The sequence below is a fragment of the Gemmatimonadota bacterium genome (assembly GCA_040388625.1).
Lineage (GTDB): Bacteria > Gemmatimonadota > Gemmatimonadetes > Gemmatimonadales > Gemmatimonadaceae > Fen-1247.
This window is the reverse complement of sequence record JAZKBK010000003.1, coordinates 272,286-287,072: the sequence shown is the minus strand read 5'-3', so window position 1 is coordinate 287,072 and position 14,787 is coordinate 272,286. Positions and strand designations below refer to the sequence as shown.

The window sequence follows — 14,787 nt, the reverse complement described above, 5'->3', positions numbered from 1 at the left end:
GGTGCGGTAACGTCACGGGCGCGTGGGCGTAGGCAATGCGTGGTGCGGGTGGATGCGCGGATGCATCCTCGGTAGCGATATAAATAACTGCGTGGTGCCGGAGAAGGCGCGGATGCATCCGCGCCCTACGCCGGTATCATTTCAAGCGTCAGTACCTCGAACGGCTCCAGTCGTACCTTGTGCTCCTCGCCGGCGCGGAATCCGATCGGCGGGACTCCACGGACTGGGGCCCACGGACTCCGCGCGAAATACTTCCGCGGTGCCGAGTCCGGAAGCTCGAACGCACGCTCGACGTCGATCGCGATGTTCTGCGCAACGTTGCTGGGGTTTCGAAGCGTGAGAATTCCCTTGCGGGGCGACCACGACGCCCATCCGTACGGCTCCAGTCGTTGCGGATCGCCTCCCACCCAGTGCGTGTCGACCAGGGTCTGAGCGTTGTTGCGGGACCACTTTGCGCATTCAGCGATCGTATCCCAGTTCGCCTGTGAGAGCAGCGAAGGGGTGATGTACATCTCCTGCAGCTGAGTCCCCGTGCCAAAGTAGTCGCGAACTTCGGATGTGAAGTCGTTGCCGGGATCGGTCATCAGATTGTGCGCCTGCCTGGCATAGATCATTCCATGCAGCATCAACGAATTGATCGGGAAGAGTGCCCCTGCACGGACGACGTGCTCGTACGTATCGGCGTCGCGATACGTGATCCAGCGCTGTCTGCTCGTGCCGATTCCCGCGAAGTCGTGGTCGTCCCCGCCGCGCCAGATCGAATCGGCGTAACGCAGCCAGAACGGCGACGGATACGTGCCGGTCGTGAGGTTCACATACAGATCCGGCTTCTCCGTGCGCAGTTCGCCGATGAGATGGATCGCTGCGTCAAAGTCGCTGTCGAATGGACTTCCGGGATAGGTGCTCGCATAGTTTCCCGTTCCGTCGAACTTGAACTGATTCACGCCGTACTTGCGGATCATGTCGATGCATGTATCGCGGAAGTGCTTGTAGTAGATCGGCCCGGAAAGCGCGAACCCGTCCTTGTTGGTCTCGTAGCCCTGCGCCTTGCCGTACTCGATGCGTTCCTTGTGCGGTTCACCGTATCCGCCCCACGGCGACATCCACACTCCGGGCGCGGCGCCGTACTTGTGAGTTGCAGCTTCTACGTTGGTGAATCCGTTGGGGAATCCCGAATTGAAGTGCCACAATGTCTTCGAGTCGTCCCATCCGTCGTCGAAGAGAAACGAATCGAGCGTCACGCCACGCTTCTCGTGAAGCTCCGTTCCGAATGCCGCTATGGCGCCGAGTGCATCGGCCTCGGTGTACTTGTTGAAGTACCCGATGTCGTACCATGAGTTGTAGTGCAGAAAGGTGCGATACGGATGGGCACGCTCGCGCTCGACGTACTTGAGAAAGTCGCGTCGCAGCTGACCCGGGTGCGTGACGCCGACGACAGAGCTGAAGTCGATGGCCGTGCCGGGTCGGAGCGGCAACGTGCGCGACATCCGGCAACGCACGCGGTCGCCATCCACTGCGTTGTTGGCGAGAGGATGCTCGAATGCGAAGTACGCGTCTCCAACGACGATCGGCGTGCCTCGTACGGTTCCGGGCGTCATCGCGTTGCGCGCGTTGAAATCGAGCAGGGCGATCTCGTGCACCGGTACCTCGCCACCCAGCGCGCGCAGCGTGATTTCCTGACGAACGTAGCTCGATCCATCGCGCAGTATTCCACGCCACACCGCTTCGATACGCCCTGCCTGATCCTGCAGTGTCATCGTCACTTGATGTCCCGCAAGTCGCTCGGCCATTCGCGATGCATTGGCACTGGCGGACAACACTTCAGTGCGCGGCGCTGAGGTAATGCGCATCTCGCTCGCCTGGATCGTGGACTTGTCCGCGAGCGTCAGGGTGAATGCCTGTGCGGATACGGGGAGCGCCGCGTTATTGAGCACGTCGGTCAGCCGAACCGGACGAAACGAGCCACCTGCGGTGGTCCAGATCGCAGTAATGGCATCATTACCGAGCGTGAAATCATCTGCCGACACAGCGGCGCGACTCGCGAGCGGCGTGACGGATCCGCCGAGCAGGCTGAGTCCTTCTGCGAAGCCACTGCGGCCCAAGCCGAGCTGCAGCGCGCCGAGTCCGACGGCGATCCGGCCCGTCCGGTCGAGGAAGTCGCGCCGACTGAGCCCGGAACGGGACGTGGGGGGCGATGAATTGGAACGATCCCGGCTATCCGCCACAGGTCCGTGCTCCTTATATATGCGTGTTGCGAGCGGATCGGAATCGATCGCCGTGGTGGCGAGATTATCGCCTGGGTGGGCGGCGGTCAAGGAGAGGCAGCACCTTATTCGCGCCTCTGGCCAGTCGCAGACGGCAGCGCAAATTCTTCAGGATGAATCACATGCGACTATCTGACGCCTTTGGACGTTTCTGGGTCGTGATGGCGTGCCTCGTCGGCATGGCCCAGCCGTCCGCAGCTCAGAAACCAGCCACGCATTCCTTCCAGATCGCGAAGGGCGCGTTTCTGCTCGACGGAAAGCCGCTCCAGATCATATCGGGCGAGCTGCACTATGCACGCATCCCTCGCGAGTACTGGCGCCATCGCCTCAGGATGGCCAGGGCGATGGGTCTCAACACCATCGCCACCTACGTGTTCTGGAATTATCACGAAGTGCGGCCCGGCGTATTCGACTTCCACACCGGGAATCGTGATCTCGGCGCGTTCATCAGGATCGCGCAGGAGGAAGGCCTGTGGGTGATTCTGCGTCCGGGACCGTACGTCTGCGCCGAATGGGACTTCGGAGGATTGCCATCGTATCTGCTCAAGACGCCGGCGGTGGCTGTACGCAGCAACGATCCGCGCTACATGAAAGCCGCGCAACGGTACATCGACGCGATGGCGAAGGAGATACGGCCATTACTCGTTACGCACGGCGGCCCGATTCTCATGGTGCAGGTGGAGAACGAGTACGGCTCGTTCGGCTCAGACGCCAGCTACAAGGAAGCGACTCGCAGAATGCTGGTCGACGCCGGCATCGATGTGCCACTGTTCACAGCCGATGGCGATTGGCTGTTGCAGAAGGGCGGAATTCCCGGCGTGTTCGCGGCTGCGAACGGCGAGATGAATTACGACAGTCTCACCAAGCGAGTCGACGCGTTCAACGGTGGCGCCGGTCCGTACATGGTCGCGGAGCTTTACCCGGGCTGGCTCACTCACTGGGGGGAGCCGTTTCCCGTCACACCTGTCGACAGTTTTCTTCCCGCGTACGACAGTCTGCTGAAGCGGGGGGTGAGCATCAATCTGTACATGTTTCACGGCGGCACCAACTTCGGTTTTACGTCCGGCGCCAACTACACAAAGGCGATGCCGATCGAGCCGAGTATGACGAGTTATGATTACGACGCACCGCTGTCCGAGGCTGGATGGGCGACTCCCAAGTATTACGCGTTGCGGGACGTGATACGGCGGAACGTGTCGTACGCCATTCCGGATGTGCCGGATTCATTGCCAGTGATAGCAGTGCCGCCAGTTCATCTCACGGCTGTGAGTGATCTCTTCGGCATCGTCGATCATGTCACACCGGTGAATTCGAGTCAGCCGATGTCGTTCGAGGATCTCGATCAGTCCAGTGGATACGTGCTGTATCGCCACCGATCCGCGAGTGCAATGCATGGCGTTCTGAACGTGCCGGGTCTGCGCGATTACGCAGCAGTATTCGTGGATGGGCGTCGCGTTGCGACACTCGATCGCCGCACGAAGAACTTCTCCTGTGCAGTGGATGTTCCTGCGGGTGGCCGGCTGGACATTCTGGTCGAGAACATGGGGCGAATCAACTATGGGTCGGCACTCGTGAGTGACCGGAAGGGAATAGTTCAGCCCGTGACGATTGAGAGTGCGGCGATCACCGGCTGGTCGATGTATCGACTACCGTTCGCCAGCGTACCAAGTCGGCGAAATGCCAAACGAGCGGTGGGTGCAACAGCGGGAATGCCGACTCTGTATCGGGGCAGCTTCACCCTCGATCGCACTGGCGACACGTTTCTCGACATGCGGGAATGGAACAAGGGAATCGTTTTTGTGAACGGCATCAACGTCGGCAGATACTGGAATTCCGGTCCGCAGCAGACTTTGTACCTTCCGGGTGCATGGCTACGGCGCGGGCGAAATGACGTGGTTGTGTTCGAGCTGAGCGGTCACGGTGGCGCGTCTGAAATCTCCGGGCTGACACGGCCGATTCTGACACAACTAAACACGGAATCACATCCTCAATAGTCTGCGACGCCGGAAAAGGCGTGCTTGCGCAATCCAAAATGGGATACTATATCCTGCCTGTCCTCGGCGGAGGGCGCCGGAGTCCCGGGTGGGCGGCGTCCGTCTGCTTTCACATTTCTGCCGCACTTTGCTGCGTGCGGTCGGAGAGGAGTCATGAGAGCTACGGTATGGTTGGTGTTGCCGCTCTGTATTGGCGCGGAGATCGCGCCCCAGCGCGCAGCCGCGCAGCAAACTGGAACCACGATCGTCGGCGTGGTCACAACAGACAAGGGCGTGCCGCTTCAGGCTGCGGAAGTCGTGGTGCAGACGATGGGACTCGGCGCGGCGACGCGCGCTGACGGTCACTACACCATAACCGTGTCTGCCGCTCGATCGCTCGGGCAGAAGGTCACGCTCACCGCGCGACTCATCGGTTTCGCACCGAAATCAGTCCAGATCACACTCAGCCCCGGGACTGTAACGCAGAACTTCAGTCTTGCGAGCAATCCACTGCGTCTTGGCGAGGTGGTCGTCACCGGCGCCGGCACGAGCAGCACGCGCGAGAAGCTGGGTAACGTGATCAACTCCGTCGACTCGACAGCCATTGCCAAGAGCAACGAGTCGAATGTGGTCAACGCACTTGCAGCCAAGGCGCCCGGTGTGTCGGTCGTATCCGAATCGGGCGTGCCCGGATCGTCGGCGTACATCCGCATTCGCGGCATCAAGTCGCTATCGGGTGACGGACAGCCACTGTTCGTGGTCGATGGAGTGCCGATCGACAACACGACCAACGTCAATGGCAGCAACCTCACTGGCTCGAACACGCCGAACCGTGCGTCGGATATCAACCCCGACGACATCGCATCGGTCGACATACTCAAAGGCGCCGCAGCGGCCGCCATCTACGGCGCGCGCGCATCCAACGGTGTCGTGCTCATCACAACGAAATCGGGACAGGCGGGCCCGACGCGTTACTCGTTGAATTCGAGCTATTCCGTGGACGACGTCAACCACAGCATCCCGTTGCAGACCAAGTATGGCCAGGGCAGCCTTGGCAAACCTGGCGCATGCTCGACACCAGACTGCTCCGCGGCGAGCGGCTCGTGGGGACCGGCGCTCTCGGGAGTTCCGACGTACGATCACTTCAGCGAGCTGTTCCACACCGGTCATACGACGAACAACCACATCACGATATCGGGTGGAAACGAGCGCACCACGTTCTTCGCATCCGGCGGGCGCGATGCGCAGAACGGCGTGATCATCGGCCCGAACAATTACTACGACAGAACCGACGTGCGTCTCAAGGCGACGCACCAGGTCTTCGACAATTTCAAGCTTGGCGGCAACATCTCGTTCGCGGATGACCGCGGTGCATCGATCCTTCGTGGCGGGTCGGTGTCCGGTCTGATGCTGGGCGCACTGCGGACGCCGCCGGACTTCAATCAGTTCCCGTATCTCTCGACGACGACGGGGCTGCAACGTTCATATCGTTTTCCCGACCCATCGCCGGCATCGCTCACGCGGTCGCGTGGTTATGACAACCCGCTGTTCGCCGTATACGAGAATCCGAGCACGGAAGAGACGAACCGCACGATCGCCAATCTCACCGCCGACTGGCAGCCAAAGAGCTGGCTGCGCCTGGCGGAGAATCTGGGCGGCGACTACTTCGGCGACACGCAGCTCACGGGCGAGTCGTTCACCGCGAGCGAATCGCCACTCGGTCTCGTCAGACGCGCAGATCTGATGCACCTCCAGATCGACCAGAATCTCATCGCAACCGCAACGCACACCTTCAATTCCAACGTGAGCGGCACGTTGACGGTTGGGAACAACGTCAACAGCCGGCGGGGTCGCGAAGTGGATGCGACCGGCAACGGACTCATCGCACCGTCGCCGTTCTCTCTGAACAACACGGTGACGCAGCTCGCGACGGAATACGACTACGTGATCCATGCACTGTCGTATTTCGGCGAGGCGACTGTCGATCTCTACAACCAGTTGTATCTCACTGGCGCCGTTCGAAACGACGGGTTCTCGACGTTCGGCGCGAGCAATCCGCGTGCGTCGTACCCCAAGGCGAGCCTCGCCTGGACGTTCACGAATGCACTGGGCAATACCGACCATCGCGGACTGCTCAGCTACGGCAAGGTGCGCGCGTCGTACGGCGAGACGGGCAAGGAGCCGAACGTCTACTCCACTCTTTCGACACTCGGTCGTGCGACCTTCGCCAGCGGCTACACCGATCAGCTGTCATCGACGCAGGGTGGCTACGGCGGTCTGGTTACCTCTGGCACACAGGGCAACAACAACCTCAGGCCCGAGCGCCAGAAGGAGTTCGAGACAGGTCTCGACGTTGGTCTGTTCAATCAGATGGCGGACGCAGGCATCACGTATTATCGCGACAACTCGACGGACGTCATCCTGAGTGTGCCGCGTCCATCCACGACGGGCTTCTCGGCGCAGCTTCTCAATGGAGCGGCGATCCTCAACCGCGGTTGGGAGGCTACACTGAACGTGCGGCCGATAACGACGCAGAAGCTGACGTGGGAAATTGGTGGTCAGTGGGCACAGAATGAAACTCGCGTTCTCAGCCTCAACGGTGCCACGTACATTGGCGCTGGTGGCGGAACGTTCTCCGAAGCACAGCCTTCAGCAACAGTCGGTGGAACATTCGCGTTCCGCGGACTGGGCTACGTTCGCTGCGGCGTCACCACGAGCACCAATCTGAAGGATCCCGCCGGTCATCCGGTCGACCTTGCGTCAGCGTGCGCGGGTGCGCCGCGAGGCGCGTTGTACATCGGAGCGTCGGGCTTCCCGGTGAACGATCCTGTGAATCGTGTAATCGGCGATCCCAATCCGCACTGGACCGGCAACATGCACACGACCGTCCACTTCGGAAGCTGGGCGCTGTCGGCGCTGCTCGACCACAAGCAGGGTGGTATGGTCGCTAACATGACCAAGGGTGCACTCAACAACTTCGGGACGTCCATTGAAACAGAGCAGCGCGACGTCACCCGCACCTTCGGAGTGGACTTCATGCCGGGAGCAACGGTGGGACCGGGCAAGGGCACTCCTGTTCAGATCGGGCAGTCATGGTACACGGGGCTTGGAAGCATCTACTCCGGAATTGGCGAGCCGTTCATGGAGGATGGCACATACACCAAGCTGCGCGAGTTGTCGGTGACATACTCGCTCACCGGCGCATTCGTGCGCCATGCCGGGTTCAGCAGCGCCGACCTTCGGATTTCGGGGCGCAATCTGCACACGTGGACGAAGTACTCGGGCATCGATCCCGAAACCAATCTCGCTGGAGCAGACGCGCTGGTGCAGGGCTATGACTTCTTCAACATGCCGCAGACGCGATCGTTCGTGTTTTCAGTCGCTCTGAACCGCTGATCCCAAAGGAGATCCATCCGTGAAGCGATACATCAGAAGTGCGGCACTGGCGGCGGCGATTCCAGTCGTCGTTGCGAGCTGCGGCGATAACTATCTCAAGTGCGCCGACTGCATCACCAGTCCAAACGCACCGACAGCAGCAACTTCCACGCAGCGTCTCGTCGCTGTGCAGGCGAAGCTCACACAGTTTCTCAACGGCAACCTGCCACGCGTGGTATCCATGTGGATGCAGCAGATGGCAGGGACGCAGCTGCAGTATCAGGTGCAGGATCTGTACGTTCTGGACGGCGGTAGTGGCGACTTCAGCATGCCGTACACCGGCGGCGGGCTGATCGACATCCGCTCGATCGAGGCAAACTCGGCCGCGTCTGGGGACAAGATATTTCTTGGCATAGCGCAGACGCTCAAGGCATGGGAGATTGGGACGCTCGCCGACGTATGGGGCGACGTGCCGTACAGCCAGGCGGCCAAGGCCGATTCGTTCCCGACGCCAAAGTACGATCCGCAGCAGGTCGTGTACGACAGTGTGCTGGCAACGCTGGATCAGGCGATTGCGAATCTGAGTGGCGCTACGGGAGTCGGGCCAGGCGCCGCGGAGATTGTCTACAAGGGGAATCCAGCTCTCTGGTTGCAGCTTGCGCACACGCTCAAGGCCCGCTTCTATCTGCATCTGGCCGAGCGGGATCCCACGAACTATGCAAAGGCGCTGACCGAGGCCAATCTGGGCATCTCGAGCAACGCGGCTGACTACATCACCTACCAGACGAGCAACGCGAACGAGCAGAATGACTGGTATCAGTTCATGCTCACCGGAACGCGTACCGGCTTCATGCGCGCCGGCAAGTATCAGGTAGACCTGCTCAAGAGCCTCGGTGATCCACGGCTTGCCGAGTATTACCAGATTGCGGCTGGCGCGACAGATTACATCGGCGCGTCGCCGGGACAGGGGCTCGCGGGAAACATGTCCACGATCAGCGCGAAGCGACTTGCGCCTGATTATCGCCAACCGCTCGTCACATACAACGAGAATCTGTTGATCAAGGCGGAGGCGTTGTTCCAGCTGGGTAACACTCAGGCAGCGCTCGATACGCTCAACCGTGAGCGTGCCGCATGGGCCACCGCGACACCGTGGCACTCGGCGTTGACGCTTCCGGCAATAGCGGGGCCCGTATCGCTCGCCAGCATCATGCAGGAGAAGTACATCACTCTGTTCCAGAACGTCGAGGCGTGGAACGACTACAAGCGCACGTGCCTGCCCGCGCTCGTACCGGCGAATGGTGCGGCGTCGCTGCCTGGCCGAATGCTCTACACGAATTCAGAGCGTCAGACGAATCCGAACGTCCCTGCGGATCCGACGCTCAACTGGAACGATCCGCACGCGTGCGGCGCCTGATAACAACACACCGGGATTTCAATGCACAATCGCTCGATTTTCCTGATCGCCGCAACTATCGGAATAGCGACAACGCTTGGCCCTGCGTCCGCAGTGGCGCAGCGTACGGGTCCGCCAAATCGCGGGCTTGAAACGGAACCGTTTGCTTTCGAGTACATGGGGCCGGCGAACGGTGGCCGCATCGCTTCGGTGTCGGGCGTCGCGGGTGATCCGCGTACGTGGTACATGGGCTCGGCGTCGGGCGGTGTGTGGAAGTCGAGCGATAGCGGGCGCACCTTCGTGCCAGTGTTTGACAGTATGGATGTTCAGGCGATCGGTGCGCTCGCCACTGCTCCGTCGGAACCCGGCACCGTATGGGCCGGGACCGGCGAGGCGTGGGCGATTCGTGATGCGGACGTCATGGGTGATGGGATTTACAAGTCCACGGATGCGGGCAAGACGTGGAAGAACATGGGCTTGCGCGAGACGGGGCGAATTGGCCGGATCATAGTCAATCCGACCAATGCGAACATCGTATTCGTCTGCGCGCTCGGACGCACGACCGGCCCGCAGCAGGAGCGCGGAGTGTATCGCACGACTGATGGGGGCAAGTCGTGGACACGCGTGCTGTTTGTCGACGATGGCACGGGATGCTCCGGGTTGTCGATGGATGCGCACGATCCGAACGTTGTATTTGCAGGAATGTGGCAGGTCGTGATGCACACCTGGGTAATGTTGGGCGGTGGTCCATCGAGCGGACTCTACGTCACGCGCGATGGCGGCAACACGTGGAGCAAGCTCACCGATCCGGGTCTTCCGAAGTCACCGCTTGGCAAGATCGATGTCGCTGTTGCGCCGACCAATTCGAATCGCGTCTATGCACTGATACAGACCGCTGATCAGGGATCCGTCTGGCGATCCGATGATGCCGGACGCACGTGGAAGAACGTGAACTGGCAGCGAACACTCATAGGCCGCGCCGGCTACTACATCAACATCAAGGTGTCCAGCGGGAACGCGGATGAAATACTCATTGCCAACAGCAGCTTCTGGCAATCGAAGGATGGCGGGAAGACGTTCAAGGCAGTGCCGTGGGGCGGCGATACGCACGACATCTGGATCGATCCAAAGGACCCGGACAGCTTTGCGCTGACGGATGACGCTGGCGCGCACATCACGCTCAATCACGGGAAGAGCTTCACGCAGGTATCGCTTCCCAACGGGCAGATGTACCACGTCGCCGTCGATGCCAGGGTGCCGTACTGGATCTATTCCAACCGGCAGGACAACAGCTTTCCGATGCGCGGCGCGAGCGACGCACCAATTCGCAATTTCGAGCGCCGCCGTCCGGAGCCGCCAGCCGACACGATCCACGCCGACAGCATGCGAAGGGATTCGACGATCCGGCGCGGAGCGGCTCGTGACACGACAGCGGGCGAGGGACGCCGTCGCGCTCCGGCTACGAGTGAGAATCCGGAATTTCCGCCGCAGAGCTTTGGCAATGTGTACAGCCGCACGCCATGGGAGAATGGACTTGGCGGATGCGAGTCGGGCTTCACGCTGCCGGACAAGGCAAACACCGACATAGTGTGGGCGAGCTGCTACGGAAACGAGGTCACTCGTTACGATGCACGCACCAAGCTTGCGCACTCGGTAAGTCCCTGGGTTCACACACTCGATTCTCCGCCCGACAAGACGAAGTATCGCTGTCACTGGACGCCGCCGCTCGCCATCGATCCATTCGATACCAAGACCGTGTATTACGGCTGCCAGGTGATCTTCCGCACTTCGGATGCGGGACAGCACTGGACCGTGATCAGTCCGGATCTCTCGACGCGCGATCCTTCGCGCATCGTGTCGTCCGGCGGAATCGTTGCCGACAACCTCGGACAGTTCTACGGCGAGGTTGTATTCGCGATTGCTCCATCGGAGATCAAGCGTGGCCTGATCTGGGCTGGTACGAACGACGGGCAGGTATGGTACACTTCGGACGCTGGCGGTCACTGGAACAACGTCACGGCCAACATGAAGGGATTGCCGCCGTGGGGAACGATCCGGAGGATCGAGCCGTCGCACTTCGATCCCGCGACGGCATACGTGGCGATCGATTTCCACATCATGGATAACCGCAAGCCGTACATCTACAAGACGACCGACTACGGACACACGTGGACCAACATCACGTCGGATCTCCCGAACGATCACCCGCTCGCGTACGTGATGACGATCGCGGAGAATCCGGACAGGAAGGGGATGTTGTTTGCGGGAACGGGGAACGCGTTCTACTACTCGGTGAACGACGGCGCGCACTGGACGAAGTTCAACGCCGGTCTCCCGGCGGCGCCGGTGACGTGGATAGCCGTTCCGAAGAAATGGAACGACGTCGTCGTGTCGACGTATGGACGTGGGCTGTACATTCTGCGCGACGTTACTGCGCTGGAGCAGGGAGCGTCCGCGACGCCGGCGGCGCCACGTCTCTTCGCGCCGCATCTGGCATTTCGCCAGTCACGGTCCGGCCGCGCCGACTTCACCTTCGAGCTACCACAGGCGCAGGACAGCGTGGGCGTCGAAGTGCTGGATGCATCAGGCACCCCGATTCGCACGTTCCATCTCAGAGCTCGTGCAGGACTCAATCGCGTGCCGTGGGATCTGCGCTACGAAGCAGCGCCGCAGGTCGTGCTGCGCACGGTCGCTCCTGACAACCCGCACATCTTTGCCGATCCGCGATTCGCCGGAAGCTCGACTCGGCCCGTGTTGCACTGGGGAATCGAAGCTCCTGTGCGGACTGGCCCGATCGCATCACCGGGCAAGTATTCAGTGCGGCTCACGGCGTCGGGAAAGAGCTGGACTCAGCCGTTCGAAGTGATTCGCGACCCGGACATGCCATCGCCGACAGCGGACCTCGTTGCATCGACCCAGACCCAGCTGCGGATTCGCAACGACATGACCGAGGCGGTGAACATGATCAACCACATCGAGTCGATGCGGAAGACCATCGCCGACGAGCGCGCCGCCAATACGGGCAAATCGGACGTCGTTGCGGACCTGGATCGTCTGAACAACCAGATGCTCGGCGTCGAGCTGCAATTATTGACGCGCTCGGACATGCAGAGCGATGACAAGTATTACGTCGAGCAATTCAAGGTATACATGAACCTGGTCTGGCTCTCGGGCGAGGTGGGTAGCGGTGCTGGCGACGTTGCCGGCGGGGCGGATTATCGGCCCACATCGCAGTCGCTCGAAGTGCTGAGCGGGATCGAGCGGGATCTGGCCGCGGCACGGGCCAGCTATACGACCCTGGTCGATCGCGACGTACCGGCGTTCAACAGCCGGATGCAGGGAAAGGTGGGGGCGATCCCCACGTCGTTCGGCAGCGGCGGCCGCCGGTAGGTGTCGATGGACTGGTGCCGCGGCGGCACTCCGCACTTGCCGCGCGTCGAAAAATAGGATATTGTATCCAATCCACCAGCGCTGCTGGCGAGTCGCGGCAAGTCGGCTTATCTCTACGGATTGCTTGGCCCAACAGGCCACATCCCAACTCCGGAGAACATAGCAAATGGGTCGCACCCTCGGTTCATCCAACAAGGCCGTCAAGGCCGTCGGCAAGAGTTCGAACGAGACGAAGATGATGGTAGTGCCGATCACGCGCCAAACCGTCACGCACCAGGCGACGGAGGCGTTGCGCGAGAGGATCCTGCGCGGGGTTTACGCCGACGACACGCCGCTTCGACAGGATGCGCTTGCCGCCGAACTGGGCGTGAGTCGAATCCCGATTCGCGAAGCACTTCGTCAGCTGGAAGCGGAAGGACTCGTCGTATTCAATCCGCATCGCGGCGCGGTGGTTTCGTCGCTCTCCGTGGATGAGATCAACGAGTTGTTCGAGCTGCGCGCGCAGATCGAGGGTGACCTGGTCCGCCGCGCGATCATGCAGACCACGGTGGAAAGCATCTCCCGCGCCAAGGACATACTCAAGGCCTACGAGGCGGCATTCCGAGCTGGTGAGGTCGCCGAGTGGGGCAAGTTGAACTGGGAATTTCACTCGACCCTCTATGCTGCCGCCGATCGCCCATTCACCATGGCGATCATTCAGCGGTTGCACCAGCAGAGCGATCGGTATCTACGCATGCAGCTGGTGCTCACGCACGGTGAATCGCGCGCGATCGACGAGCATCGCGCCATTCTTGCGGCCGTCGCGGCACAGGATGTCAAGCAGGCTTGTTCGCTCATGCGGCAACACATACTCGGCGCCGGCCGTCAGCTCGTCAGGTTCGTCAGCGCGGAGCGAGAGGCTGAAGAAGGGCGACCAACAAAGGAACGAAGATCATGACAGGTAGTACTGCCAGACGACTGCAGCACTTCATCGATAATGGCTGGCGTGACAGCGAGACAGATGGATGGATAGATGATGTAAACCCTTCCGACGTGCGCGACGTCATCGCACTCGTGCCGAAGGGTTCGACGAACGACGCGCATGCTGCGGCAAGTGCCGCTGCGCGGGCGTTCCCGGCGTGGCGCGCGCTCACGGGTCCCGCACGCGCCGAGCATCTTTACAAATGGGCCGCGGCGATCGGCGACCGGGCCGAAGAGCTGGCGCAGGTCATGGCGCGCGAGGTCGGAAAGCCGATCGGCGAGGCGCGGGGCGAAGTATCCCGCTGCGTTGTGATTCTGCGGTACTACGCCGGTGACGCGGTGCGCCAGATCGGCGACGTGATTCCAGCACAATCTCCAGGCGCGCTTCAATTCAGTTTGCGCGAGCCGCTCGGTGTGGTGGCGATGATCACGCCGTGGAATTTTCCACTGGCGATTCCGCTATGGAAAGTCGCGCCTGCGCTCGCATTCGGTAATACCGTCGTACTCAAGCCCGCGGAGTCGTCGTCGTACCTCGCGGCGTTGCTTGCCGAAACTGCTTCTGCAGCGGGCATTCCTGCCGGCGTGTTCAATGTACTGTTCGGTGCCGGAGCCACAGTTGGCGCGGCAATACTCGAGGCCCCGGAAGTTCGCGCTGTCAGCTTCACCGGATCCGGCGCCGTGGGGGCACGTGTCGCTGCGACCGCGGCGGCGCGCAATATACGGTATCAGACCGAGATGGGCGGCAAGAACGTCGTCATCGTCATGCCGGATGCCGACATTGCAAAGGCTGCATCACTCACCGCGGCGGGCGCAATGCGCTACGCGGGCCAGAAGTGCACCGCGACGAGCAGAGTGGTCGTCGCCCGCAGCGTCGAGAATGAGTTTCTGAGCCAGCTTCGCTCGCAGGTCGAATCGCTTCCCATCGGCCCGGTCACGGACGCGAAGGCCGCAGTGGGTCCGCTGATCAGTCGAGTGTCGCACGATTCGATAACGCAGGCGCTCAGGGATGCGAACGCCGAGGCGCTGTTTTCGGTCCCCATACCGGGGTCCGCCGAGTTCAGCAACGGCAACTTCTTTCCACCGACAGTCGTGCGTGGAGGCGATCCGGATGGATTGCTCGCGCAGCGCGAACTGTTCGGTCCAGTGCTGGCCGCATTCACCGCAGACGACGCAGATCACGCAATCGAGCTGGCGAATCGCACGTCCTATGGTCTGAGCGCATCGATTTTCACGCGCGACCTGACGACGGCGCTGGATTACATCAATCGCATTCACGTCGGCCTGGTGCGCGTGAATGGAGACACCACTGGTGTCGACCCGCATGCGCCCTTTGGCGGAATGAAGGGCTCGAGTTCCGGTAGTCGCGAGCAGGGACCTGCTGCGCGTGAGTTCTACACCGAGATCAAGACTGTACAGGTGAATCCGTGACCGA

Annotated in this window: 7 protein-coding genes; 6 read left to right on the top strand and 1 reads right to left on the bottom strand. The window is 61.3% G+C overall.

Going from position 1 to position 14,787, the window contains the following annotated elements; genetic code table 11:
- Nucleotides 1-125 precede the first annotated feature (125 nt).
- Entirely contained in the window at nt 126-2,315 is a 2,190-nt protein-coding gene (locus tag V4529_06910; GenBank protein MES2358060.1) for an enterotoxin, read from the bottom strand.
- 71 nt (nt 2,316-2,386) lie between these two features.
- Here V4529_06910 and V4529_06905 point away from each other — a divergent pair, with 71 nt between their 5' ends.
- The 6 genes from V4529_06905 (at nt 2,387) to V4529_06880 (ending at nt 14,783) form a co-directional block, all read left to right on the top strand.
- The gene (locus tag V4529_06905) at nt 2,387-4,258 is read left to right on the top strand and encodes a beta-galactosidase family protein (protein MES2358059.1); all 1,872 of its coding nucleotides are present in this window, start codon (nt 2,387-2,389) and stop codon (nt 4,256-4,258) included.
- 153 nt (nt 4,259-4,411) lie between these two features.
- Nucleotides 4,412-7,633 carry a SusC/RagA family TonB-linked outer membrane protein gene (locus V4529_06900; GenBank protein ID MES2358058.1) on the top strand — a complete coding sequence of 1,074 codons (3,222 nt, stop codon included), beginning with the start codon at nt 4,412-4,414 and terminating at the stop codon, nt 7,631-7,633.
- A gap of 19 nt (nt 7,634-7,652) precedes the next feature.
- Nucleotides 7,653-9,026 (top strand): SusD/RagB family nutrient-binding outer membrane lipoprotein, encoded by a 1,374-nt coding sequence (locus V4529_06895; GenBank protein ID MES2358057.1) that lies wholly within the window; start codon nt 7,653-7,655, stop codon nt 9,024-9,026.
- A gap of 21 nt (nt 9,027-9,047) precedes the next feature.
- Nucleotides 9,048-12,395 (top strand): sialidase, encoded by a 3,348-nt coding sequence (locus V4529_06890; protein ID MES2358056.1) that lies wholly within the window; start codon nt 9,048-9,050, stop codon nt 12,393-12,395.
- 166 nt (nt 12,396-12,561) lie between these two features.
- Nucleotides 12,562-13,332: a GntR family transcriptional regulator gene (locus V4529_06885; GenBank protein ID MES2358055.1), complete on the top strand. Its 771-nt coding sequence runs from the start codon at nt 12,562-12,564 to the stop codon at nt 13,330-13,332.
- The gene (locus V4529_06880; GenBank protein MES2358054.1) at nt 13,329-14,783 is read left to right on the top strand and encodes an aldehyde dehydrogenase family protein; all 1,455 of its coding nucleotides are present in this window, start codon (nt 13,329-13,331) and stop codon (nt 14,781-14,783) included. Before V4529_06885 ends, V4529_06880 begins: the two co-directional genes overlap by 4 nt.
- Nucleotides 14,784-14,787 lie beyond the last annotated feature (4 nt).